Origin of the sequence: Wolbachia endosymbiont (group B) of Chorthippus parallelus, from assembly GCF_947251815.1 — a bacterium.
Taxonomy (GTDB): Bacteria; Pseudomonadota; Alphaproteobacteria; order Rickettsiales; family Anaplasmataceae; genus Wolbachia.
Genome location: NZ_OX366390.1, coordinates 669,799 through 695,913 on the forward strand (window position 1 = coordinate 669,799; position 26,115 = coordinate 695,913).

Annotated in this window: 15 protein-coding genes; 14 read left to right on the forward strand and 1 reads right to left on the reverse strand. The window is 33.8% G+C overall.

All coding sequences use genetic code 11. The annotated features are described in order from the left end of the window. The first annotated feature begins 1 nt into the window (after position 1). The 12 genes from OPS21_RS03055 (at position 2) to OPS21_RS03110 (ending at position 12,473) form a co-directional block, all read left to right on the forward strand. On the forward strand, positions 2-337 hold the full coding sequence (locus OPS21_RS03055) for a GPW/gp25 family protein (RefSeq protein WP_265027704.1): 336 nt from the start codon (positions 2-4) through the stop codon (positions 335-337). A gap of 2 nt (positions 338-339) precedes the next feature. Then, positions 340-1,122: a baseplate assembly protein gene (locus OPS21_RS03060; RefSeq protein WP_265027705.1), complete on the forward strand. Its 783-nt coding sequence runs from the start codon at positions 340-342 to the stop codon at positions 1,120-1,122. Between the two features lie 24 nt (positions 1,123-1,146). Further along, complete coding sequence (locus OPS21_RS03065; RefSeq protein ID WP_265027706.1) at positions 1,147-1,671, forward strand: DNA alkylation repair protein; 525 nt, start codon at positions 1,147-1,149, stop codon at positions 1,669-1,671. Positions 1,672-1,701: 30 nt separating this feature from the next. Beyond that, on the forward strand, positions 1,702-3,021 hold the full coding sequence (locus tag OPS21_RS03070) for an IS4-like element ISWosp7 family transposase (protein ID WP_264336202.1): 1,320 nt from the start codon (positions 1,702-1,704) through the stop codon (positions 3,019-3,021). Positions 3,022-3,048: 27 nt separating this feature from the next. After that, positions 3,049-3,303 (forward strand): DNA alkylation repair protein, encoded by a 255-nt coding sequence (locus tag OPS21_RS03075; RefSeq protein ID WP_265027707.1) that lies wholly within the window; start codon positions 3,049-3,051, stop codon positions 3,301-3,303. A 7-nt stretch (positions 3,304-3,310) separates the two neighbouring features. After that, the gene (locus OPS21_RS03080; protein WP_265027745.1) at positions 3,311-4,465 is read left to right on the forward strand and encodes a phage tail protein; all 1,155 of its coding nucleotides are present in this window, start codon (positions 3,311-3,313) and stop codon (positions 4,463-4,465) included. Positions 4,466-4,633: 168 nt separating this feature from the next. Next, positions 4,634-5,338: an ankyrin repeat domain-containing protein gene (locus tag OPS21_RS03085; RefSeq protein WP_265027708.1), complete on the forward strand. Its 705-nt coding sequence runs from the start codon at positions 4,634-4,636 to the stop codon at positions 5,336-5,338. Between the two features lie 38 nt (positions 5,339-5,376). Then, positions 5,377-5,826, forward strand: coding sequence for an ankyrin repeat domain-containing protein (locus tag OPS21_RS03090; protein WP_265027709.1), 450 nt, complete (start codon positions 5,377-5,379; stop codon positions 5,824-5,826). Between the two features lie 4 nt (positions 5,827-5,830). Further along, positions 5,831-6,262 carry a DUF2924 domain-containing protein gene (locus tag OPS21_RS03095; RefSeq protein WP_264954020.1) on the forward strand — a complete coding sequence of 144 codons (432 nt, stop codon included), beginning with the start codon at positions 5,831-5,833 and terminating at the stop codon, positions 6,260-6,262. Positions 6,263-6,271: 9 nt separating this feature from the next. Next, positions 6,272-7,756 carry a recombinase family protein gene (locus OPS21_RS03100; RefSeq protein ID WP_265027710.1) on the forward strand — a complete coding sequence of 495 codons (1,485 nt, stop codon included), beginning with the start codon at positions 6,272-6,274 and terminating at the stop codon, positions 7,754-7,756. A 140-nt stretch (positions 7,757-7,896) separates the two neighbouring features. After that, entirely contained in the window at positions 7,897-10,128 is a 2,232-nt protein-coding gene (locus OPS21_RS03105; protein ID WP_265027711.1) for a hypothetical protein, read from the forward strand. After that, positions 10,128-12,473 (forward strand): hypothetical protein, encoded by a 2,346-nt coding sequence (locus tag OPS21_RS03110; protein ID WP_265027712.1) that lies wholly within the window; start codon positions 10,128-10,130, stop codon positions 12,471-12,473. Before OPS21_RS03105 ends, OPS21_RS03110 begins: the two co-directional genes overlap by 1 nt. Positions 12,474-13,097: 624 nt before the next feature. Here OPS21_RS03110 and OPS21_RS03115 read toward each other — a convergent pair. After that, positions 13,098-13,775 carry a hypothetical protein gene (locus OPS21_RS03115; RefSeq protein ID WP_265027713.1) on the reverse strand — a complete coding sequence of 226 codons (678 nt, stop codon included), beginning with the start codon at positions 13,773-13,775 and terminating at the stop codon, positions 13,098-13,100. Between the two features lie 278 nt (positions 13,776-14,053). Here OPS21_RS03115 and OPS21_RS03120 point away from each other — a divergent pair, with 278 nt between their 5' ends. Both OPS21_RS03120 and OPS21_RS03125 read left to right on the forward strand, forming a co-directional pair. Beyond that, positions 14,054-15,355: a hypothetical protein gene (locus tag OPS21_RS03120; protein ID WP_264336996.1), complete on the forward strand. Its 1,302-nt coding sequence runs from the start codon at positions 14,054-14,056 to the stop codon at positions 15,353-15,355. Between the two features lie 28 nt (positions 15,356-15,383). Further along, positions 15,384-26,018 carry an ankyrin repeat domain-containing protein gene (locus OPS21_RS03125; RefSeq protein WP_265027714.1) on the forward strand — a complete coding sequence of 3,545 codons (10,635 nt, stop codon included), beginning with the start codon at positions 15,384-15,386 and terminating at the stop codon, positions 26,016-26,018. Positions 26,019-26,115 lie beyond the last annotated feature (97 nt).

Here is a 26,115-nt window from a genome sequence, read left to right on the forward strand (position 1 = left end):
AATGAAGGGTATGGATGCTAAAACAGGAAAAGCGTTAGAAGGAATAGAGCACTTAAAGCAATCGATAATTGATATACTGACCACTCCAGTAAACAGTAGAATAATGAGGAGAGATTATGGGTCAAGATTATTTGAATTGGTGGATAAGCCAATAAATAGAGATTTAACACTTGAGATATATGCAGCAACTGCAGAAGCTTTGGAAAAATGGGAAAAGAGGTTGAAACTGGAAAAAGTAAAGATGACAGAGGTGAAAGAAGGAAAAGTAACGCTTGACCTAGAAGGATTATACGTACCAAGTGGGAAAAACATTCGCTTTGATGGAGTCGTAGTATAAAGATGCAGCAGACTAACATTATTGAGCCACTGAACTTCGAAGAAATTCTGTCTCGGATGAGGGAAGAGTTGGTGAAGCGTGACGCAAGTTTTACAGCATTAGTTGAAAGTGATCCGGCGATAAAGATTTTAGAAGTAGCAGCATGGAGAGAACTTTTGCTTAGAGAAAGAATAAATGAAGCAGTAAAGAGTAATTTACTTAAATTTGCGACAGGAGAAGATCTTGATAATTTGGCTGAGTTTTATGGAGTAGAGAGGCAGAAAGAAGAAGAGGATGAAAGATTTAGAAAGAGGGTAAAAATAAAAATAGTAGGTTGGTCACCTGGTGGGAAAGAATATTACCGCTATCATGCACTATCAGCTGACATTCGTGTTAAAGATACATTAGTTGAATCTCTTGTTCCTGGGAGCGTACAGGTCTCAATATTGTCCGTAGATGGAGTGCCTTCAGAAGAATTACTTAATATCGTAAGGAAAAAAGTTACTCAAGATGATGTTCGAATGCTAACTGATGCAGTTACGGTTATCGGCTGCAATATTATTTCGATGGGTATTCATGCTAAAATTATAGCACTATCAGAAGACACTATTGAGATAGCAAAAAAGCAATTCGTTGAAAAATTTGAATTAGCAAAAGGTTTGGGCTGGAATGTAACAAGGTCTTGGATAATTGCTAATCTTTTCATTGAAGGAATAAGTAATATTGAGCTGACAGAACCAAAGGAAGATATTGTTGTTAGAGGAAATGAGTGTGTTACCTTGAGAAATTTAAGCTTAAATGTATAGTGTTAGAAAAGATATAAATAAGTAATGGGCTCAGAATTAGAAGATATAAAATTGCTGTTACAGAAATTTGCTAGTTTATCACAGAAAAAACATACTTTATGTTATAAGGTTAATGTTGGTGATTATGCAGAGCACGACAAATTTATAGGTGTGAGTGTACCTATTTTACGAAAGATTGCTAAAGATTTTATAAACTTACCCCTTGAAGGTATAACAAACCTTGTTAAATCTCCTATTAATGAAGAAAGACTACTTGCTTTACTAATGCTAATCAATCAATACGAACGAGGAGATAAACAGTTAAAAAATGAGATCTACAAGTTTTATATGTATAACTTGAAATATGTGAACAATTGGAATTTAGTTGATTCTTCAGCTCATTTGATTGCTGGTGCTCATCTATATAACAAAGATAAAGAAGTTCTGGTGAGTTTGGCAAAATCAGAGATAGTGTGGGAGCGGCGTATTGCAATCATACGCGTCAAGTTAAGGAACTGTGGTAATAAACTTAGTGTAAGGAAGAGAAAAAGAAGATATAAGTTCTCTTAAATTTAACAAAGAAAACGGAGAACTTATACAATGAAAAGAATAGTTTGCATCTCAAAAAAGCTCAAAGAATTTTTTAATGAAAAAGCAGATAAAATCTCAGCTACAACAGGGTTCATAAAAAGAAAGAGGAAGCTAAAAGGCTCGTCGTTCATAAAAGCCATCGTTTTGGGTAATATAGGGGTTGATAATTGTAGTATAGAGACAGTGTGTCAATTATTGAATGAAGACTCGATAAATATAACAAAACAAGGTCTGGACTTTAGATTTACCAAGGAAGCAGTGGAATTCATGAAAAGAATGTATAATGAATCTTTAACGTTACTTAAAAATACCTTACAAGTTGATTGCAGAATCTTGAAGCACTTTGGAGGTGTTAAATTATTAGACAGCAGCTATATTAGCTTACCTAACAGTATGGAAGACATGTATAAAGGTTATGGTACCAGCTACAGTGGTTATGAAAGCAATACTAAGTCTGGAATAAAGTTACAATTAGTTTTTGACTACCTAAATCAGACATTAGACCAGCTTAATATAACTGAAGGAATAAGGTCAGATCAGGGTTATAGAAGCCATTTAAGCAATATATCGAACAACGATTTACTAATATCTGATTTGGGTTATTTTGTGCCAAGTTCTTTTAAACAAATCAATGAAATAGGAGCTTATTTCATAAGTCGTTATAAATCCGATACTAACATATATGATATAGAGACAGGTCAAAAAATAGATTTACTAGAACATTTGGGAGATCGATCTTTTCTAGAACAGGAGGTATTGTTAGGAAAAGAGACAAGGGTTAAAGTAAGAATTATATTTAAAAAACTAACTGAAGAACAAGCTATGGCTAGAAGAAGAAAGGCTAATAGGTTAGCAAGATCACATGGATACACATCTTCTCAAAGGAACCAAAAGTTACTAAATTGGTCGATATTTATAACTAATGTTCCAAAAAGTAAGATTAATGCTGAGCAAATACTAGTAGTTTACCGAATAAGATGGCAAATTGAATTATTGTTCAAATTATATAAGAGTAATATAAGGCTTGATAAGCTGAGAGGAAAGCCATACAGAGTATTATGTGAGCTATATGCCAAATTGTGTGCAATTCTTATATTTCATGGAATAGTGGGTTGCACAGAACTGAAAAAAAATACGGAGCTTAGCTTAACAAAGGCATTTATTGAGCTAAAAAGACGGGTTAGAGAGTTATTTTTAGCACTAAATAATAAAATTAAAGGCTTAAATATTTTTCTCAAAAAGCTTACCATAACTTGGTCGCAATTTTCATTAAAAGACAAGTACAGAAAAACTAGGGTATCCACCTTAACTTCTCTAAATTTGCTTTAACTTGACGCGTATGGGCGTATTGCAATTGTGTCAACTCTAGACTTTATCCGTAAAGGTAAATTTAAATGGACGCTTAAGATTGCTGAGATTTTGTTAAAGGATACACATGACTTAATCCATAAAGCGGTTGGTTGGATGCTAAGAGAAGTTGGTAAAAGAAATAAGGAAGTGCTTGTGGTATTTCTTGATCGATATGCTGCCTGTATGCCAAGAACGATGTTGAGGTATGCAATTGAAAAGTTGCCTAAAAATGAAAGGAAAAGTTATCTTAACACTAGGTAAAAAAAGAATGCTGCTGCCACCAAATTCCACTAAACAAGAAAGAGATATAGTAGATAGCCTCGATTACAAAGTTGATCCGAGCTGCATTAGGGGATTTAAGTTCAGTTTTAAAGAGGAAGTATTACCATGGTTAATTGGAGAATATGGCTTAGAAGAAATACTACGCTGGGTAAAAGACAAAAGAAAAGCTGTAGTAGAAGGAGTGAAATTTCAAAGACTGAGAGGAACCCCAGAATCACTCAAAATAGCACTAAAATGGGCAAATATAGAAGATATTACAATTATCGAAGAACCACCTGGAAAACATTTTTTTGAGCTGCAAATTGGAATAAAGGATGTGCCAAATGACTTTTTTGTAGATGCAGTTGTAGAATTGGCAAAGCTGTCATTACCAGCAAGATCAAGGCTAATGAGGATTTTCAATGATCACTACAATGTTGACAGGTTTATTTTAGATGAAAGCTTTTTTGGAAGTTTGTTATCGGATTACTCAGGGATAAAAATTGAAAAAGATGGACCAGTATTATCGTTTGGAAGAGTAAATTTTTTCAGGTTTAGTGGTACACCAATTAAGGTTATAGGGAGTTATCTACGCAACCATTATGAGCAAGCATTTAGTAATGATGTATATCGATTAGATGTAGCAGTACTTGGAGAAACAGAGCCTCACACAAAGGATTACAAAGGCATTTATGAAAGAAGTCATCAGTGGTATAACTTAAAAGCCCTGTATCCTCTAACTCAAAGCTTATTACCATCGATTAAATTTGCAAAAGCGCAGATTGTACTGTCAGATAGCTGGAAATTAGGAGAAATAAATAGCTGTTTTCCGGTTGGTAGAATAGAAGAAGAAGGAAATAAATTTGTATTGGGAAACGATAAACTTTCAGGGCAACGTTGGAATTTAAAACACAAGCCAATTTTAGAAAGGTTTAGCGTTACTCACCACTACAAAATAGAAAACTATACAGATCAGAAGATTACAAAATATGGTTTGGCAGAACACAACGTTTACTATAAAAATGATTTAGAGCAAAAAGACTCAATACACGAATTAGAAAATTACATTTTAGTATTTTACCCGGGAGTACTGAAGTGGCATGAACATCGACATTTGCACAGAAGTTGGAAAGATAGTCGAATAATATCTCTAATAAGTTAAGTACTTATATTTAGATACTCATATACTATATTAATAATAGGTAAAAGTGTATGAAATAAAAAGAAAAGGACTTGCTTTCTCATGCTAAAAAGGACATGACTTGAATAGCAGCAGGTAAATATAAGAAATTTGTCTGGCGCTGGAAAAGCTAATTTTGTGAGGTATGAAATGAGTTTTAGCAAGAGTAAGTTTTTTAAAGAAGTATCAAATAACGGGTTTAAAAACATTAATAAAAAAAATGAAGAAGGAGAGACGATCTTGCACCAAGCAGTAGAAATCTCCGATTACAAAACAGTGAGATTATTAATAAAAAAAGGGGCAGAGGTTAATGCAAGAGATAAAAATGGTTATACACCTCTGCACTGTGCAGTATTCGCAAAAAGTTTAGAAAATGTAAAAGTGCTGCTAAGGTCGGGAGCAGAAGTAAATGCCACTCAATATGTCACTGGATGTACGCCACTGCACTCTGCGTGCAAAATAGGAGGAGTTGAAATAATAAAAGAGCTAGTAAAAGCAGGGGCTGAGGTTAATCAACTGAATAAATATGGTGCAACACCAATGTATTACATCTGGGAAAGTGAAAAGTATCGTCTATGTGATAGCAAAGAGAGTGAAAAGGCAAGTAAATTTTTGAGAGAAAAAGGTGGAGTAACAAAAAGTAGAGAACTGACGTGCTATGGAATAGAGGGGCTAGTGGGAGAAATAGCAGACATGTTGAATGGAAGCTACATGCCGGAGCTAAAAATAATAGAGATAGAAGAAATAAGAAAGAGAGACAAATCACTAATAAAGGAAGAATGTGAAAATTTAGCAAGCAAGATAATAAGCAAAGTGAATGAAATGATAGATGAGGTGGTGAGAATGAAGGTTTAAAAGAGGGATTTAAATTTAAAGAAAAGGTGAGGTGGATTATGGTAAAGCTTGGTAAGAAAGAGAAATCTCTATTAGAGAGCTCATTTAAAAAGAAAGAGACGAAAAGGGAACTACATTATGCAGTAGACGCAAAAACAGTGAGGTTATTAGTCGAAAAAGGAGCGAATGTGAATGCAGCAGATGTAGAAGGACACACAGCACTGCACCTAGCAGTAACGGAGAAACGTCTAGAAATCGTGAGAGAATTGATAAAGTCAGGAGGGAATGTAAATGCGGAAGAATATGGAAGTAAATGCACTCCATTGCACCTTGCATGTATGGTAGGGAAAGTGGAAATAGTAAAAGAGTTAGTGGAAGCAGGAGCAGAAATAGAGCAAGAAGATAAGTTCGGAATGACAGCGATGGATTATGCGAAAACCAGTAAAGAAGTAACTGAAGTATTGAAGAAAGAAATAGACAGAATTGAGAAGCTATTTATGAAGGGCTAAAAATATGGAGAAGGAAATGGAAAAGAAAGTAATGAATTTAGAGAGAAAACCTTTGAGTGAGCTGAGAAAAACGTGGAAGAAGGTATTTGGGGAAGAGGCACCTAAACATTCAAAGAAATATCTGATACCTAGATTAGCATATAGAATGCAGGAGGAAGCGTATGGAAAAATGTCAAGAAAAGGAGCAAAAAGACTAGAATATCTGGCAGATCGGCTAGAAAAGGGAAAAAGAATAAGTAGCGATAAATTACCAGTAGAAGGGACAGAATTAATACTAGAGAGAGGTGAGGAAACGCATGCAGTAATGGTAACAGATAAGGGTTTAATCTACAGAGAAGAGTTTTATACATCATTGTCAGGAGTAGCAGGAAAAATAATGGGAATGAGTTACAACGGACCTTTATTATTTGGAATGCGTGATAAAAGTGGAAATTGAGGAGAGAGAATGCTAAAAGAGGTAAGGTGTGCGATATATACAAGAAAATCAAATGAAGATGGTCTAGAGCAAAAGTTTAATAGCCTTGATGCGCAGCGAGTAGCATGTGAAAAGTACATAAAGAGCAAAGAAGGCTGGGTAGCATTGGCCAAAAGGTACGATGATGGAGGTTTCTCAGGAAAGAATTTAGAAAGACCAGCAATAAAGGAATTGTTTAAAGATGTAAAAAAAGGAGAGGTAGATTGTGTAGTAGTGTACACACTAGACAGACTATCAAGAGAAACAAAAGACAGCATTGAAGTAACATCATTTTTTAGAAGGCACCGAGTAAATTTTGTAGCAGTAACACAAATATTTGATAATAATACGCCAATGGGAAAGTTCGTACAAACAGTGTTATCAGGAGCAGCACAACTAGAAAGGGAAATGATAGTCGAGAGAGTAAAAAATAAAATAGCAACATCAAAGGAACAAGGTTTATGGATGGGAGGAACTTTGCCGCTTGGATATGATGTAAAAGATAAAGAATTAATAATAAATGAGAAAGAAGCAAAGACGGTGAAACATATATTTGAGAGGTATATGGAGCTGAGATCAATGGCAGAATTGGCAAGGGAGTTAAATAGTCAAGGCTACCGAACAAAATCAGATATTTTTAAAAAAGCAACGGTGAGAAGAATAATAACAAATCCAATATATATGGGAAAAATCAGACATTATGAGAAAGAATATGAAGGAAAACATGAGGCGATAATAGAGGAAGAAAAATGGCAAAAAGCGCAGGAATTGATAAAGAATCAACCATATAGAAAAGCAAAATATGAGGAAGCATTGCTTAGGGGAATAATTAAGTGCAAGAGCTGTAGTGTAAATATGACGCTGACATACTCAAAAAAAGAAAATAAAAGGTACCGATATTACGTATGCAATAACCATTTAAGGGGAAAAGGTTGTGAATCAATAAACAGAACTATAGTAGCGGGAGAGGTGGAAAAAGAAGTAATGAAGAGAGCAGAGCACCTATACAAAAATTGGCAAGAAAAAGCGGAAGAATGGGAAGAGTTAAGCTTCGGAAAACAGAAGGAAGTAGTGAGGAAATTAATAAAGGGAGTAATGGTAAAAGGAGAGGGGATAGAAGTATGTTCTGAATCAGAGGAAAAATTTATATCAATAAAGAAGAAAGGAAACAAATGCACAGTAGTAGAGCCAGAGGGGAAAACAAACAATGCATTACTGAAAGCAGTGGTAAGAGCCCATTCCTGGAAACGGCAACTAGAAGAGAGAAAATACGAAAGTGTGAAGGAGCTGAGTGCCAAAATTAATATAGGTACAAGACGTATACAGCAAATTTTAAGGTTGAATTATTTAGCTCCGAAGATTAAAGAAGATATAGTAAATGGGAGACAGCCAAGAGGTTTGAAGTTAGTTGATTTGAGAGAAATACCAATGCTGTGGAGTGACCAACTAGAGAAATTTTATGGATTAGCATCGTAACGTTTATAAAAGTAACAAAAAGAAATGACAATCAAAAAAGAAGATACTTCTGTTTATTAAAAATTTATGCAAAAAAAAAGTTGTTGATTTGTGGTTTAATGATAGTTAAGGTATGCTTGTTGTATAGCTAGAGAGGTAGTATGCCTAATTTTTTTGACAAGCAATTTAGTGAACAGGTAAAAGAAGCGATAGATAGAAATGATCCTAAGTTACTGCAGATATTATTGAGCACTAAATATTGTCAATTATGGGAAGATTGGCTTACTCACTCCATACTTTCTTATAAAGTTATTGGGATAACTCAAACTTTAAAATATCAATTGCCCATTAATATAATTGCTGCACAAAAGCAAGTTTTAGACAAAAACTTCGGCCGTCTTATACATGGCAGGTTACCTAACAGAAGTAACGTTGCACAACCTGATGAACTTTTAGACGTAAGAGCAAGTAATTATGATGTAGAAAAAGTAAATAAAGAATTAGAAAATGTGGAGCGGGAAATACTGCAAAGATATAAGCCTTTTAGGCATGAAACTGTAGAAAATAAATATCAAGTATTCAACGTGCAAGACATGTTTGATCCAGCAGGAAGATTTGTTTATTCTTATGATGGCGATGATTATACAGAAGGAAATAAGTGTTTAAGGGAAATTACAGAAACGTTTAAGAGCAATCTTGCTTTGCAGCCAGTATTAAAGTTAGATGTATCCGATCATTATAATAAAGTATATGGTGATATGTATACAAAGATTACTCAAGAGTATCAGTTGAGAATTAGAAATGGTCAGGCAATTCGTCTTTTATATGAAGGTAATGAATCACTAATAAAAAAGCTTGATGGTTTAAGGGATGGTGATGATAAATTAAGGTCGATATTAACCAGTATTAGTAAAGAAGTAGTGAAAGGAATACGTAATGGTGAATTTATTGAGGAAGTTTATGATAAACTAATTGATAACGTACTCAATGCTGCAATTGAAGAAGGATGCCATCCTTTATATCAAGAATTCAACAACATAGAAGGAGATAAGGAGCAAAAGATTGGAATAATAAAAGAAAGAATAAAGGGAGAGGTCAAGAAAAATAATCGTCATGAACTTTTGAAAGAGTATATGGAGTATGCTGCTGATAAAGATCAACCTAGTATGCATATCATAAGTGTGTTGATAGTCAACGGTGCATCTTTATTAGCAAGTTGTATTATAGATCCAAGAACAAATCAATCAATTACAGTAAAGGAGAGATTGCAAAAATTGGGGGGAGAATATAAAGCTCTAATAGATAAATCGATTTTTACAGTAATGAGAAAGGTCCACAAATTGCTATTTGATTTTTCGATTGTAGGAAAGGAAGAAGTAGATTTACTTAAACTAGTATCAGAAACTCCTTCTGAGGACGGTTCTTTTGTAAAAAGTGGGGAGAAGATGCCATTGCTAAATGAGATAGGTGGTCAGGGTGAAAGAGAGTTTATGAGTCTATTGAAAAGTTGCATAGAAAATATTAATACTCGTAATACTTCATTTTTCGGTTCAATTGTAGAATTCTTTGTAGGTAAAGCTGAGCTATCTGAAAAAGATCGTGAAGAGGCATATGCTAAACTTTATGAGTGTATTGAGGTTGGTTACTTAGCAATAAGAACAGGATGTGATAGAGTAATAGTGGATTATATAAATGAGATAGAAGAGGAAGTAAGAAAATCTAACAATCCATACCTTAAGAGATTATACAAAAACTTTCTTACGATTTTATATGATTATAATGATCTGCCCAAATCAATGTATGTTGCTCAGTTTTGTAGATATGTTTCTCGTACAATAACCTGGAGTCCAGCATGGGAGAAAATATTAACAGGACCTGATTATCGTACAGATGTAGGTGAATGGTCAAAAAACAAGTTTGAAGAGGTAGAAAAAGCAGAGAGACGTGAAGAGAGTGTAAGACTAGCAGAGTCAGAAGCTAGCAACAGAGCGTCAGAACAAAGTAGAGAACAAGCGGTTCAGAGGGCAGAACAAGCGGCTCGAAGGGTAAGACAGTTGGAACAAGAATTGGAACAAAAGAACTTAGAGAAAAAAGCAGTTAAGGTTTGCGCTAGAAAATTAGCAGGACTTGATGAAGAACTACAAGGTGCAATAGGTGAGGAAGGTGAAGACAAAATTATAAAAGCAGCTATAAGTTGTACAAGAGGATCTCCAGACCAGGTAATAGATACAATAATAGAGGAAATAAAAATCAATAGAGAGCAAATAATAAAAGAAGGAAGAGTAAGTGCTGAGATAATTGAGGTAGGAGTAAGAGGTTTCTCAAATCAAGGTACTTCGCTTAGTGATGTAAATGTAAGCCAAGGTGCAAGTGCAGGAATTGGAAGAAATTAATGGAACCAATTTTTCCTGAATATACATTTGGTAGTGTTAGTTTATCTGTGTGGCAAAACAATATAATTAGGCGATTTTCTGAGCATAGGAAATATCGGGTACTTTTATGGGAGTTTGGTCCTAGTTTATTTGAGTATCTGTGCAAACAAAAGGGTTTTGATTCTAAGGTGCTACTACAAAAGAATAAAAATGGTGAGGTATCAGAAAATGAATACCTGATGTTACTTGAAGCATTTGGTGAAATGAGAGTTTATTGGTGGTGGCCATGGAGCAAAAAAATCAAAGATGTTGAGCTAACTAAAGAACAGTGTGAAAGAGCGATAAATTACGATAGCTACTCTTTTTTGCAGAGATTAGTGCTTAGTGTATTTACAAATGTGATAGTACATCAATGGCATATTGTTCAATATGGATATATTTATAATTATCAACAGCTAACAAAGGAGGGATACATGCTAGATGCTGGAAAAGATATGGGAAAAAAAATGTTAGGAGCAGGAGCTACGGCATTAGGTGCAGGAGTAACAATATGTGTAGCAGGAATTATAGCTGCAGGTTCTTCTTATCTTGCTGGTAGACATACTGCAGAAGTAGGAACGCTAGCAATAGCAGATAAGTTTAGTAGTCTGATTAGGGCAGTTATTTTAAGTAATAACATTGATAATGATTCTAATACCACTTTAAACGAAGCACTGGAGTCATTTGAATTAAAATGGTTACTGATGAATCTTGATATAAGCCTGAAAGATGTAGAAGCGGGTAAAAAGAGTAAAGAAGAACATAATAGATATGCTAAGGATAGAATTAATGATGTTAAGAGACTGTCGTTAAAGTATCACCCAGATGTACAAGTAGGCATACAAAATGCAAATAGTGTTCAACAGAGAATTAATGCAGTACTGAAAGCACTAAATAATGTACATGATTATGTAATGAAAGAAAAGCAAGGGTATGGTTACATATATAGATTATTTGGAGAAATTTCAGTCAATCTAATTAATAGCGGTCAAGATTTATTTAAGATAATCAATATAGCTGCATGTAATAAGTTACATTATATAGCGTATTGGGAAGAAGGAAGGTTAATGGAATCAAGGAATCAATATTTGGAAGAAGTAAGAGAACACTATATAAAGCCATTAAAAAATAACTTAGGTTTTGTGAAAAAGATACTTGATGAGGAAATGTCTATAAGAGAAGCAAGAAACATTCTTGACTCAACAAAAGAGATAAGAAAGAAATTTGAACAACGTAATGAAGAGTATCAAAAATTCTATGAAGAGATTTGGATAGAAAATCTAAAATCGTTAAGTAAGGAATGTAAAAATTGTAAAGAGTTGGAGATAATAAAATTGGAAGTGGGTAAGTTATTAAAAGAAGGTGAAACACAATATAAAATATTAAAGAGTCACAAAAAAGATAAAGTACAACCTGATGAAGTATTTGTAGAGCCAATATTGGAGTATTCTGATTTGATAAATTCATACTACAAATTGATAATAAAATTGTGTGAGAATATAGAAAATTGTTTCCGTTGGGATAATAGTGATTTTTTTGAGCAACAGAAATTTGTGTTAGGAGCAGATGAAACTGAATTTACTGAAATAAGTAAGGAGTATATAAAAAAGCTCTCGTGTCAGGAATTATTCAAATTTGCAAACCTTATGGTAAATTATTATTATAATAAGGAAAATGGCAAAGGGTTACAAGAGGTGGTAGGTCAGTATTACAACGGTGGCAATCCAAAAAGGAGAGAAATAGGAAGTATATCAGTTTTTGCGCTAAATCAGTTAACAGAGTTGCTTGAAAAAAAGTTTGAGAAAAAAGAAACCTTTTTTGAAAAAGAAAAGAAAAGAACAAAAAAAGCAATAGAAGAATCAAATGATATAAGGAGGCGCATAGAAGAAATAGAAGTTAGAACTAGAGCATCAGAACAAAGTAGAGAACAAGCGGTTCAGAGGGCAGAACAAGCGGCTCGAAGGGTAAGACAGTTGGAACAAGAATTGGAACAAAAGAACTTAGAGAAAAAAGCAGTTAAGGTTTGCGCTAGAAAATTAGCAGGACTTGATGAAGAACTACAAGGTGCAATAGGTGAGGAAGGTGAAGACAAAATTATAAAAGCAGCTATAAGTTGTACAAGAGGATCTCCAGACCAGGTAATAGATACAATAATAGAGGAAATAAAAATCAATAGAGAGCAAATAATAAAAGAAGGAAGAGTAAGTGCTGAGATAATTGAGGTAGGAGTAAGAGGTTTCTCAAATCAAGGTACTTCGCTTAGTGATGTAAATGTAAGCCAAGGTGCAAGTGCAGGAATTGGGAAAGGCAGTGGGGCTGGTGTATAAGTTTTTTGAGTAGTTTTTTCAAGTATGCAAGGGGGAGCACTAGGTAGGAGATACAAGCTTTTTTATTGGTTGAATATTTTCAAAAGGTTATCTCATTTAGCATCACAAAAAATTCATTTATTGACTTCTTTACTTTTCTGAAAATCACAAAAAAGATCGTATATTTGTGAGAACAAGCCGCGTAAAAATAGGGTTATAAAAATAGAAGATTTAAATTATTTCCATAAGCTTAGGCAAAACAGTTCGTATGTAAATATGGATGAGATGGGCTAATGTGGCTAGTTTTAGCGTATAGCAAAATCGATATATAAAAAAGTTCGTACGAATCAAGCGGTAGACCATCCCATCTCAAAACAAAAAGCTCTCACCGCTCTTGGGTTTGAGTGGTAGAAATGGCTATCTTACTTGAGATCTTAATAATATATTTTGCTAAATTAATAATAATTTACTTGCGGAAAAGAATTTAGAAGTAGACAAAAGATCTTATATTGAGCCTGTTAAAGGGGTTCTATCGAAAACTATTTCAAGTCTAAAATTTTCTACAATATTGTTGGCCCTTTAATTTAACCAACAAGTAGCAAAATCTTTTATAGAGATTAATCCATTTTTTACTTTTTAGTAGACTTATTTATTAATGTTGAATTTTACATTTCTTATAATATTATTTACAGTCTCAATATCATTATTAAAAGAGCGATATACATTTTCTACTGAAGATACATCATCAGTAGTGTCTAAATATTTATAAGGACTTCCCATACGTGAATGAATGTCAAAGAAAACGCACTTGCCATCAATCATACCTCTGTACATATATGTATCATAAGCAGTACCTGCTGCACCTTCACCTGCATAAAGATATATAAAGTAATATCCATCTATCAATATTTTATCTGGTAACACTTTTCCTGCACTATTAACATGATGTTCATAATTCATACATGTTGGATAACTACTATAACATGTTTCTTCTGAAACATCACCCTTGCTAATTAGCATATCTCCTCTTATGCGATAGTGGTAGATATCAGACTTATCAATTTCGAATGAGACAACTTTTCTTGAGTCTTTTATGAGAGAGTCATTTTCGTAATGAGCTATCAGGGCAGTATTATCATCATCTATAATCCTGTTACCAGGTAGTGGTAGCTGCAAATCACTTTCTTGATCGTAAAACACATCCAGCTTTTCTTTTGCAAGAAGTGGCAAATGAAAAAAAAGAGCGAAAATAAAAATTCTAAATAAAGAAACACTATACACCTGCAAAACTATTGTGAAATAAGAAAACCTTTCTATTATCATATAGATTACTTTAATTCTCGTCTACTCTATTTACTGATATACGTTGAACCTATAGTTTTAAAAAATTTAAACTAAATTCCAAAATGTGTATAACTAATAAAAGACCTTATATAAGCTTATTAAGAGCCTTTTACTGAAAACCACTTTAGGTTAGAAAATTTTTCTAAAATAGTAATTGACAAGTTTTAAGGGTGGAGTACGATGTCAGAGTTGATATGGAATTTATAAATTATTATAGCTCTGTATCTTAATATGGTTTTATTTGTGAGGTAAGAATTATGGACTTGGATGACCTAACCAACTTAGCTTTCTCTATTATTAAGGATGACGATCCTTATAAAGAATCTAAACAACTTCAAATAAAAAATTGGGGGCGTGGGTACTTAGAGACTATTAATACCGGAAACCTTCCTTTTTTCCTTGACATATTGTCAGATGAAGAATGTTGGGAAAAAACCGATACAATACATGGTATCAAACTCAATAGAAGGGTAGTAGCTAAAAAGATGATTGAGCCAAAGAGTTGGAAAGGTACAAATAATCCGCTAGAGGACTTTTATCTTTACCAAATCGCATGTTGGTGTTGTTTAGAAGAGGATATAATCTCTCTATTTGAACATTTTAAACAGAAGCATAAAGCAAAGGATGGTGATTCAAATGCATTAAAGAAGTTAGCTAAAAGAATGAGTGGAAGTTGGTGTACAGACGCAATGATGCAATTTTGGTCACATTTCATTAGTGGATACATTTCAGAGTTAGATCTAAAAGGTCAGCATCCTTATGTCTTTGGTTTACACCGTGCAGCAATAAGTTCGAGGAGAAAACGTGTAGAAGCAGTAGAATTCTTTTGGAATAAGGTTAAGTCATTACTTGAGAGTGAGTTAAGTGCTCAGGAAAAAGACGAAGTTTTCATGAGAATTGCAGTGCATGCAGCAGGTGATAGTGGCTATCCTGATGTATTCGAGTTTTGTTTCAGTCAGATAAGTCCTGATAGATATTCAGAGTTTTTGAAGAGAGATTTGGAGAAAAATGGTTATTATGGATCTTTAGGTAGAATGTTAGAAATGTCTAACTTTGATCAATTTCAAAAGTTATTCGACTGCTTAAAGCCAAGTGATGTGGTGGTGGGTCGTTATTATTGTACCTGGTTAAGAAATATAAAAATTGGAAGTTGTTCTGGGCAGTATTTAAATGTAGGTGTGAAGCTTTTGATGCATATGTTGATGAAAGATGGGCTTGGTAGTCATCGTACCTCAGCATTAAATGAGGAGATGATGAACAATTCTACCTTTCAAGGAAGCTTGTTAGTACCCTTGGTTGAAAAAGGCTGTATGGAATCATTATGGATAATATTAGATAAAGCTAATTCTAGTCAAATCAAGGAATTTATGTCTTCTAGAAAAGCAAATTATATACGTTCTCTTTTAGAGCAAAGAGGTGATAATTCATTAAATAAATTTTTAGCCTATGGTAAGTCTGCTGATGAAGAACTTAATCCAAGAAAAATACCTGACCCAAGTGGTGATTTAGCTGAGGTAGAGATTAGTAAACAATCTTATGTGGGGTTAGGTGATCATTAAAATATTATATGTCTAAAAGGAGGGTTATATGCCTAAAAGAAAGCAAGGAGAAACACAAGATGGAGGAGTACAGGATTTTGAGTTAATACAGCTACTTATTCAAGAGGTATATTCTGGTAAGGGGGCTAGTACAAGTATTGCGCAAAGGGGCAAATTTGAGTCTTTTGAGGCAAGGTTTCAATCATATATTGACCAAATTCCATCATATTTACATTCAGTAAGCAAAGAAGGGTTTTTCCCTCATTTTTTCTTGGGGAGCTTTTCTATCTTGCCGGATACACAAATTGCAGAAAAATTAGGTATTAAAAAAGTTTATTTTCGTTTTAACACTGCAAAAACATTAAAGGTAGTTGTTGTTAAAAATAGTCAAATTAAAAGTGATGCAGATGCTATTAAAGGTATAGAACTATTTTCTATTTCAGAAGATGGTAATTCTGGTCATCAATTTACTTCTGGTGAACTGGAATATATATTAAAAGGAAATTTGCATCCTGATACTCAACAAAAGATCGGTACGGTACGAGGTATTAAAGATAGAATTAAAGGTAGGGTTAAATCTAAGTTAGTGCAAATCAACAAAAATGAAGAAAATATTTTTGTTGAAACACAAGATAAAGAAATACTTGACTCTGCTATTAGTCATAATTTTTACGAAATTAAAAAAGAAGAGGAAATATGGAAAGATCAAAATGATAGTACAAAAAGCAAGCCTGAAGATTATATAGCTGATTTAACTAATTCTGATGCAAGTAAAGTTGAAGAATCTTCCAAGAAAGTCATTGATAGAATCAGTAAAGTTCACTCAAAATACAAGGGTTCACTTGTTTACGCTAATCAAGCAAGAGAAGCAGCACATCATGGATTTATAGCAGGAGCTTTAGTAAATTTCCGCTATAGATATAACCTTAGAGTTTACTTAGAGCAATTTGCAGGAAGAGGTTACGCTGATATTGTTCTAGTGCCTCGTGGTAAGGAAAGATCATTGAATGCTGTTCCAATTATTATTGAATTAAAAGCAGGAACGGCTGCTGGTACAACGCCAGGTAATGCATTAGAGCAAGCAAAGGATTATGCAAAAGGGTTTCAGCCAAATACAATGCGTGTTTTGACCATTTCAGATAATGTGCTTTGTGTAGGGTTAAATTTGGACTCAACTGAAAGTGAAAAGTTTTCAATGCATATATCACCTCGTGAAGACAGAGAAATTGCTCCACCTACAATGCAAGCACTCTTGAAGGAAGCTTCAGACTGGGATGGAAGACAAGATACGATCACTAATGTTAAAGAAAAAATAAAGCAGCCACTAGAACGTATTTATCATACATTTCCTGGTACACCAGAGAAAGGAGGTAATTACTTTAGTAGATTCATGTTAGGGCAACTTCTTCTCGCTGATAAGTTTGTAGATATTGATTTAGAGAAATCTGTATTTTTATATAATGAGTACCCACTTGCCGCTTCTACAAGATCGGGTCCACAATCAACTGAAAGGCCTGTGACAACATTTATGCTGACTAAAGGAAATCAAGGACAGGATAAAGAGGTGTTTATTTTTCATATTAGAGAGGGAGGAAAAGGAGAGTTTAGTGAGAAGAAAATACCCATTAACCTACCAACAGTCAGTAAAATAACAGAGGTATGTATAAGTTTACAAGAGGAAAGAAAATCAGATTTTTTCGATGTAGAGAAGGTTAATAGATATAATTCCTTGAATGAGTATAAAGGGGGAAAGGAATCTTTTAATGGAGAATGGAAAAACATTCCTTATCCTGCTGAGTTAAAGGAAATATTTGATGCAGTACTAGAGTCTCAGCTTGTTTCTTCACAAGATCGATCTCAATCAATAGGCAAGTATAAGGAGTTATTTGGAAAATTAGGTGAGGCAATGTTACCTTTTAAAGTTTTAATAGAAAGGGAAGCACATACTCAAGCTGTATTTCATGGAGCATTTAGCCACTACAGTGATATAAAGTTAGGAGAATCACAAGAAAACAGAGCATTAGTATTAACAGAGTTTCAAACTGGAAGGGGAAAACGTATTGATATGGTCGTACATGGTATTAAGTTTGCAAATCAAGCTAGCAGTGCTAAAGAATACGATCCAGTAGGGTTAGAACTTAAAGGACCAAGGGAGGGTAAGACAGCTGATGCATTGGTAAAGGAGGCAAATGATCAGATAAATACAGAGTATGTAAAAGGTGTAACTTATAAAACACTTACAGATGGAAAGGAAGTGGCCTTTATGGGTGTTGTGTTTGATAAAGGTGCGAATAATGCAGATTCTCTTATCTTAATGAGCAAAGATGAGTTTGATTCTGTTAAAGTAGTTCATAGCTCTATCTTTAGTTTTAGTCAGCAGCAATGTTCTAAAGGAAGGAAACAGCGCAGTACAGGTATGGCCTGTATAGATTCACGTGATGAAGAAGAGATTACAAAGGAAGAAAAAGAAAGATTTATTAAAGAGTTGTTTGGTATTGAAGCTTATGACACAAAAATTATAACTATAGATTCTCCTCAAGTGAGGATTGATGGTGGTAAAATGAGTGTAAAATTCAAAGACAATGACGGTAATGATAAAGAATTAATAATAGATAACGCTACAAATATTAAGAGTATAGAAAATTATATACTGGATAAGGAAAATCTTGAGATAAAGTTAAAAGTAAGTAGCGATAAAGAGTATGCTATAATAGAAGAAATTAAAGATCAAAGTAGCGAATATTATTTAAAAATTGATGATTATAGAATAAAGCTAGATAGTATATTTCAAGATGGAAAAGAAGTAATCTTTGATAAATTACATCAACTATCAAATGATAAACAGTTGTTAGAGAATAAAAAATACATTGAAGATATAGGTGATGTTCAAACTAATCAAGATTACAATAATATTGTAGAGGAAATTAAACAAAACTTATTAGCAAAAGGAGTGAGGGAAGATACTTTCGACAGGTTTAAAAGTCACTTTGATGATCTTGGTGAAAAAGTTTTTGCAGGTTATATTAGTAATGTAGAGAGCAGCCTTCAAGAAAAAGGAATTGCGTTTGATCGTGATAAATTTGATTCAGCGAAAATAAAAGGAGCAAAAGGTGGAAAGTTTTTTTCCATGATGGCTATATATGACTTGCTTGATAGTATAAGTGATACAGCAACACTTGGACGACATAATAACGATGGTTTAAAGCAAGTATTTGGTATCAATGGTATACTAGATGCTATGGATGATGTTAGGACGAGTGTAAGTATTTCTCCTAATAGCAAAGTAGGAAAATTGATTAGTAAAATACCACAGGACGTACGTCAAACATTTGTTAAGATTATTAGTAATCCTGTAGTTCAAAGTATTACATTTGCAACCATTGCTTATCAATTTGGATACAGTATAAACGAAATAGCTCAAGGTAATCATCATCCACTAAATTATTATTGGACAACAAGTAGTGGTGTAAAACTAGCAAGTATGAGCATAAGGCCTATAAGTGCAGGGGTTAGTTTTACAGTAAAAAGTGTAAGTGCTACTACTAAGATTTTAAGAGGGTTATCTGCTGCAGGTAAAGTTTTAGGTAGGGTAGCAGTAGTTACTATGGTTGCTGATGTATTAATAACAATTGGTGTAGAAATTCATGAGAGAATAGAGTATACAAAAGCAATAGCAGAACAAGTACCTCTATTACCTGGTGGTGAACAAGCGGAAGTATTTTTTGCAGGGGTAATCAAGTTTTTTACAGGAAGAGATGTAGAAAAAGAATATGAAGACACAATTAGAATAAAAGGTTATTTAACTTACGTAAAAGAAGCAGCTATTAAACTGTTAAATGACAGTTATGACATAGATGCGGTTGTACAATACGTAATCTCCATTGAAGAGAAATATAGTGAGGTGATTAAAAATATGGGTGCACAGGCTATATGTATTATGCCATCACCGTATGGTCCTGAGTGTGCGACGCAGATGAAGTGGACATGTGATTTAGAAAAAAAATATAAAGATATCTCTTTTGACAAGATCAATATAGCCTCTAGTGTAAAAAGAGATTTGTCTTCTATTGATATCTCTAAGATATTGACTATGACACCTTATACTTTGGTTATGAGTGAAGGTTGGGAAAGGTTTATCTGTGGTATAAAGAATAGTCCTCAATGCTATCAAGAGATTGAAGAAAAGAAAGTTTATGTTGTTAATACGGATGCAAAACATATCCCTCATCTAACAAAATACGAGTATGAAAATCTTGGCTTAAGAATTGTAGATGCACCATTAACAAATCCGATACAAAAATCTCAATGCAGCAAAACAATCAATACAAAGCACAAAGGTGACGATGCGTTCGCTCCATGTAACAGTGGCAAAATTTATAGAAATTGTCAAGAGAGCTTTACTCTCTCAGGCGGACCTTTTATCTTTACTAATCCAACAAGAAAAGAGCATAGTAATACAAAAAAGCAAACATTTCCTAGAGGATCAGTATTATATATTTCAGGACCTAAAACATTAACAGCAGCAGCAAATTATCCAGCAGTAATGCATATTCCAGAGGGTAGTAATATACGTTATGTTGGCTCAAAAAATAATGAAACTATTTTTATTATTAATGACTATACGTCTGGTACTCTTGAAGGTGGACCAGGAAAAGAAAATACTCTAGTAATGAATGTTAAAGCTAATAATGTCGTTGCAAATTTGCATGGTAGAACTATACGTTATGGTAATAGTAATAACATAAGATTGGTTAACGCATATAACTATGTGTCTAATTCTGACAGCAAGCAAAATATTACTACTCACTGTAAAACAAGATTGATTAATGTAAAAAATGCAGAAGTCTGGCAGAATTCATTTAACTGCACAGACAAAGATTATGAAGTTAGAGTAGTTAACAAAGAAAATGTGCATCACAGGGGATTAAAGCAAACAATATTTGTTGTTAATGAAGATAGTGATAATGCGAGGATAGTAAATGATTTAGGAGATAAAGGAAAAATAAAAGGAAATATTGACATAATAAAGGTTCAAGTTGCTAATATCACACAGTGGAGAATAAGTGAAGATATAGAAAAGGTCGGCTATAGCTTAGATCTTTTAGCTAATAATACACAAAGTATTGTTTCAAGTACTAAAATCAATGATTTTAAAAATCTAGTAATTCAAGTAGATAGCAATGGAATAACAGAGTCTGTTGCAATACAAGATAAGTCTTTGTCTGATACAATAGAAGATATTAGATATCAAGAGCTGAAAAGTTCAGGAGGTGATATTAGTAGAGAGGTAGTACAAAATAGTGCAAAAAAGTTAAAAGCATTTATACAAGCAAGTATACTAGACCAAGGATTACTTGATACTTACCAAATTGCAAAAGATATTGTCAATAACAATAATTTTGACATACCAGTATCTCAAGTAGAAGTTATTAAAAACCACATGGGAGTACCTAGTGAAAAAGTGATAATTTCTGGCATGTACTCAGGTCAAGTCATAGTTGATTTTAGCTATAGTAGCTCTGACGTTACAAGTAGTTATCAGAAATACCTTAATAATGGACGGAACTATGGTTATGATGACTACGTGATGCTATGTAATTACTATCAGGATATTACAATAGAAGGAGAGAAAGGGCAACACCAGTATATTATCAAACTACCAGATACATTAAATAGCAAAATTTCATCGTCGCCAATAAGGCTCAATTTAAAAATAAAAAATAAAGCAGTACCTATACCTTATAGTATCATTGATTTTGCTGAGTTAAGTGTAACAGGTGTTGATAGTATAAGCATAGAACAAGGTAAAAGGGATTATATAAATGAATGTTATGGCAAATCAATCTCTGACCTTACAGAGGATAGTTTAGAGATACAAGATATTACAATACTTGATAGTAAAGGTACTAAATGGTCTTTATCCATTGGGTTAGTTGATTATTTTAAAAATCCAGAGAATCAACAAATTGTATTACGAATAAACAATGAGCTTTATAAAATCGATAGTACAAACTTAAGGCTTGAGCATCTAGAGATCAATCCTAGCTTTTTCAGATACTATCAACCAGAGGAACAAGGATTACAAATTTATCATAATCAACCTATCGATAAAAATGATATTGGTTTGGTTGATTTTAGAGATAAGTCTATATTGGATTTTGATACCGAGATTACTGATGATAGTTTAGTGTTATCACATAAAAATAATACCTTAGCAAAAGTAGAAAATTGGAATACCTATCAACCAGCAAGAGAAATGGTGTTCGCTTTTAATGATACGATGATTTCTAATTTGAAATGCATAGTTTCTGCTTGTAATTCGGAAGATGTTCTAGAGGACTTTAATAAGGAGAAAGTAACTTTATTAAAGGAGAAAATGTTTGATGCTATAGTGCGAAACAATATCAATGAAGCTAAAGGTTTAATTAGAAAAATTGAAAGTGTGAATACTGCAAGTAAGAATGAATTAACGCCTTTATGTATGGCTATTCAAGGAGGTAGGTTAGATGTAGTAAAAGTTCTTTTTGATAGAAAGGATTTTAGTGTTGAAAATAAGGACACCTACCCTCTGCTCTTAGCTGCTCAGGAAGGTAAGTTGAATATAGCTAAGTTTCTTGTTGATAAAGGTGCTGATATTGGGGCTAAAGGTAATGATGGTAGAACACCTCTGCATGTAGCCGCTTGTAGTGGTGATCTAGATATGGTCAAATTTTTTCTTGATAAGAATGCTAGTATTGAAGCTAAAAGTAACGACCCATATAAGATGATGGGGATAGTTGAAAGTGTAAAGAAGGAAATTATTAATCAAGCAGATACTTCATCTAATGTAAAAAAGTGGGCAAAGTCTTTTATAGAAGAGTTAAGATATTCAATAAAAAGTGTAGCACAAGAGAAGCTAAAGGATGGTGTGTTACATGATCGTTATGGTTCGGTTAATAGACTTGCTAATGAAATTTATAGATCAGATGGAAAGTTGTTTGATGATATAATTAAAGGAGTTATAAATGATGTGTATGGGAAAGTAGATACAAAAAAAATATTAAGTTTTGTACGAAATCATGGTCATATTGATCAGCTTATTTCAGGTTACATAGCTGTGTTTGATGCAATGCAAAAGAGTGGTGATCTAAATGATAATGTAATATTTAAGTTAGCTTATTACATTAAAGAAGCAATGGAAATGGAGAATTATCCTAATGTTCCTTTAGAAAAAAGATCTAACCTTGAGAAACTAAAAGGCAGATTGCCAGAGTCAGTAAAGAATATAGTATTTGCGTCAAAAGTATGTATTAAAAACATTTATCAAAATGAATATTTATATGCTGCTGTTGATTGTTTTAATTATGACACAGAAAGGAGGAGAGCGTTTACTTGGATTCCTGGGAAAAATGATAAACAAGGTGTATGGAAGATCCAGCGTTATGGTGACAACTTTGGTATAGTAAATGTTGAGTTTAACGAACATTTATATGCTGCTAGTAACTATTTTAATTATGATAATGATAGACGAATGGTATTTACTTGGATTCCAGGAGGACGAGTTACGCAAGGTGTATGGAAGATTGAGCCTAACGGTAATGAATGTAATATAAGGAATGTTGAGCATAATGAGTATTTGTATGCTGCTGATTATGCTAAATATGACAAAGATAAGAGAAGCGTATTTACTTGGATTCCAGGGGGCAAAGTTACGCAAGGTGTATGGAAAATAGAAGATTGTGGATCTAGTATAAGAAAAGGTAGAAGTAAGGTTGAAGATACAAGCGCTGTAGACAATACTGGTGGGGCTTTTAGTTTTAATCAAAGCCTAGTAGAGCCTCCTATTTGCAATATTTCTGTGAATAATCATTTTGAAGAAAGTGTTGATGTTAATTCAACAGATGAAAATGGTTGGACACTGCTACATTTAGCTGCATGGAAAGGTCAATTAGACAATGCTAGATTATTAATAGAGAAGGGAGCTGATATTAATGCTGAGAATATATTTGGTAGAAAACCTATACATGTTGCTGCTGAAAGTAATAATACAAACATCATAGAGTTTTTTCTCAGTAAGGGAATGAACGTTGATGATACCGATAGGTATGGTAGAACGCCACTATACTGTGCTTCTTGGAATGGTCACTTAGGTGTAGTGAAGTACCTTGTAGAAAAGGGAGCTGACATTAATGCTCAGGACAAAGGTGGTGAGACATCGCTGGATGCTGCTACTGATCAAAAACATGAAGATGTTGTAGGGTATTTAAAACAAGTGCAGCTAGATCAAGAATTACTTATTGCAGCACAATATGGTAATTTTGATGAAGTTAGAGATCTTGTAAGTCAAGGGGCTAGCTTGAATGCTAAGTATAGTAATGGGATGACTGTTATGCATTCTGCTGCTTATGGTGGTAATCTGGATATAGTAAAATATTTTGTAGCAGATGCAAAAAATAGCTTAGAAATTAAAGATAATGGCGGTAGAGTTCCCCTGCACTATGCTGCTTACAATGGTAAGCTAGATGTGGTAAAGTATTTTATAGATGAAGGGGAAGTTGATGTTAATCTAAAAGATAGTGATGGGCAGACAGCATTGCACATGGCTTCTGGTGGCGGACGTCTGGATGTAGTGGGGTATCTTGCAAGTAAGGGAGCAGATATCAAAGCTAAAGATAAGGATGGTAAGACACCGCTAGATATCGCCATCGACCGAAAGCATGATAGCATCGTAAAATACTTAAAACAAGCTCAATTAAATGAGCAATTACTGGCTGCAGTAAAAGATAGTGATTTTAATGAAGTTCAAGGCCTTGTAAATCGAGGTGCTAACGTTAATGCTAAAGATAAAGATGGTAAAACCCCTTTACATTATGCTTCACAGTCTATTTATTCTTTAGATATCGTAAGGTATCTTATAAGTAAAGGCGCTGATATTGATGTTAAAAATAAGGATGGTAAAACACCTTTAGACTTAGCTGTTCAAGGGAATGAAACAAGTGTAGTAGAGTTTTTAAAGCAAACGCAATTAGATCTAGATAAACAGTTGTTAACTGCAGTACAAGATTGTAATATTAGTAAAGCTGAAGTTCTTGTAAGTCGAGGTGCCAATATTAATACTAAGAATGATGATGGATATACTTCTCTACACCTTGCTGTACTGAAGAATTTCCGATCTGGAATAGATTATCTTATAAAGGAAGGTGCTAACATTGATGATAAGGATAATATTGGTCGGGCTCCTCTGCATTGGGCTGCTAGAGATGGTTACTTGGACATAGTACAAGCTATCACAGAAGGGGGAGCTAATCTTGATGTCAAGGACAAGGATAATAAAACGCCATCTGATCTTGCCTCTTGGAAAGGGTATGACAACATTGTGCAGTACTTAAAACAAGTACAATTAGATAAAAAATTGTCGGCTGCAGTGAAAGATAATGATTGTCATGAAGTTAAAAATTTAGTTAGTCAAGGTGCTAGTTTAGAAGCTAAGGATAGAAATGGTAGAACTTCTCTGTACTGGGCTTCTTGTAATGGTTACTTAGGTGTAGTACAATGCCTGATAGATAGGGGAGCCAATTTAGAGACTAGAGATAATAATGGTAATACTCCTCTCCACTGTGCTGCTTGGAGTGGTCAGTTCGATATAGTGAAATCCCTGGTAGATAGCAGAAGAGTTGGTGTTAACATTAAAAATGATGATGGCTGGACACCATTGCACTGGGCTTCTAGGGCTGGTTACTTAGATGTAGTAGAATACCTTGTAAATAATAGAGCTAGCGTTGATGCTAGGGACAAGGACGGTACAACACCACTAGGCATTGCTAGAGCTGTAGAACGCACTAATATTGTAAAATACTTAGAAAAAAGACTCAATAAAAAAGGAGAAAAATCTGTACAACGTAAACGCCGTCATCACCATGGAGATCACGATCGTCATCATGGTCACCTATCACGTCAGCCTCTTGCTATAGATTCAAGTGATCAACCTGAGATAACAGCAAGCAGTGGCACAAGACCATCTTCATGGATAAATAATTTGTTTAGTTGGGTAAAAAGCTCTGTAGGTGGATTATTAAATTCTAAACCTACATTACCTGAGGAAACATCAAGCACTTCAAGTCCAATATCACAAGTAGATGCAAAAATGGATGTAAATGGTTCAATAATGTTATTTGACTTATTGATTAGAAGGGTTACAGGTCAAAAGTATATTTCTACAGTAGATCAGTCTATATCTCCACTAGAAGCAAAGGGCTATGCACTCAGTATTACAAAGGGATTTGAGAAAGTAGTAGAGCAAGCTGCATTAAAAAGTGGCATATCAATGCACCGGTTAAATATTGATTATATGGGAATGCAGAAAGAGATTACTAGAAAAGTCATGAGTGGTAAATTTAATGAAATTTCAGGGATTTTAAAATCGTATGTAGAGAAAGCGTGTCCTGGTGAAGAAGCTGGTAAATTAAGTCCGAAGAAATTTGAAAAGTTTATAGCTCAATTTAATAAGGGTCTGCTAAATCAATCAATAGAGCAGATATTACACAACAGAGATGGTACATTAGAAGTTGATGATGGAAAAAAACAGCAAATGAGTTTAGAACCTCAAAGTTATTTAAGTAATGCTTCTGTTCAAATCCATTCAAAAGTATCAACTTGTCTTTCTGAGATAGGAGTAACCAAGCTTAGAGGTAATCTCAATAGGTAAGTTATAATATAAGAGGTGGAGCTATAATATGCCAAGTAGTGGAAAATTTAAAGTGAAAGTAGCAAAATTAGCCAAAATAATTAGGGAAACCAGTATC

Excerpts from the sequence above, each read along its gene's own strand:
- OPS21_RS03055 (WP_265027704.1), top strand. The coding sequence starts at position 2 with ATGAAGGGTATGGATGCTAAAACAGGAAAAGCGTTAGAAGGAATAGAG.
- OPS21_RS03060 (WP_265027705.1), top strand. The coding sequence starts at position 340 with ATGCAGCAGACTAACATTATTGAGCCACTGAACTTCGAAGAAATTCTG.
- OPS21_RS03065 (WP_265027706.1), top strand. The coding sequence starts at position 1,147 with ATGGGCTCAGAATTAGAAGATATAAAATTGCTGTTACAGAAATTTGCT.
- OPS21_RS03070 (WP_264336202.1), top strand. The coding sequence starts at position 1,702 with ATGAAAAGAATAGTTTGCATCTCAAAAAAGCTCAAAGAATTTTTTAAT.
- OPS21_RS03080 (WP_265027745.1), top strand. The coding sequence starts at position 3,311 with ATGCTGCTGCCACCAAATTCCACTAAACAAGAAAGAGATATAGTAGAT.
- OPS21_RS03085 (WP_265027708.1), top strand. The coding sequence starts at position 4,634 with ATGAGTTTTAGCAAGAGTAAGTTTTTTAAAGAAGTATCAAATAACGGG.
- OPS21_RS03090 (WP_265027709.1), top strand. The coding sequence starts at position 5,377 with ATGGTAAAGCTTGGTAAGAAAGAGAAATCTCTATTAGAGAGCTCATTT.
- OPS21_RS03095 (WP_264954020.1), top strand. The coding sequence starts at position 5,831 with ATGGAGAAGGAAATGGAAAAGAAAGTAATGAATTTAGAGAGAAAACCT.
- OPS21_RS03100 (WP_265027710.1), top strand. The coding sequence starts at position 6,272 with ATGCTAAAAGAGGTAAGGTGTGCGATATATACAAGAAAATCAAATGAA.
- OPS21_RS03105 (WP_265027711.1), top strand. The coding sequence starts at position 7,897 with ATGCCTAATTTTTTTGACAAGCAATTTAGTGAACAGGTAAAAGAAGCG.
- OPS21_RS03110 (WP_265027712.1), top strand. The coding sequence starts at position 10,128 with ATGGAACCAATTTTTCCTGAATATACATTTGGTAGTGTTAGTTTATCT.
- OPS21_RS03115 (WP_265027713.1), bottom strand. The coding sequence starts at position 13,775 with ATGATAATAGAAAGGTTTTCTTATTTCACAATAGTTTTGCAGGTGTAT.
- OPS21_RS03120 (WP_264336996.1), top strand. The coding sequence starts at position 14,054 with ATGGACTTGGATGACCTAACCAACTTAGCTTTCTCTATTATTAAGGAT.
- OPS21_RS03125 (WP_265027714.1), top strand. The coding sequence starts at position 15,384 with ATGCCTAAAAGAAAGCAAGGAGAAACACAAGATGGAGGAGTACAGGAT.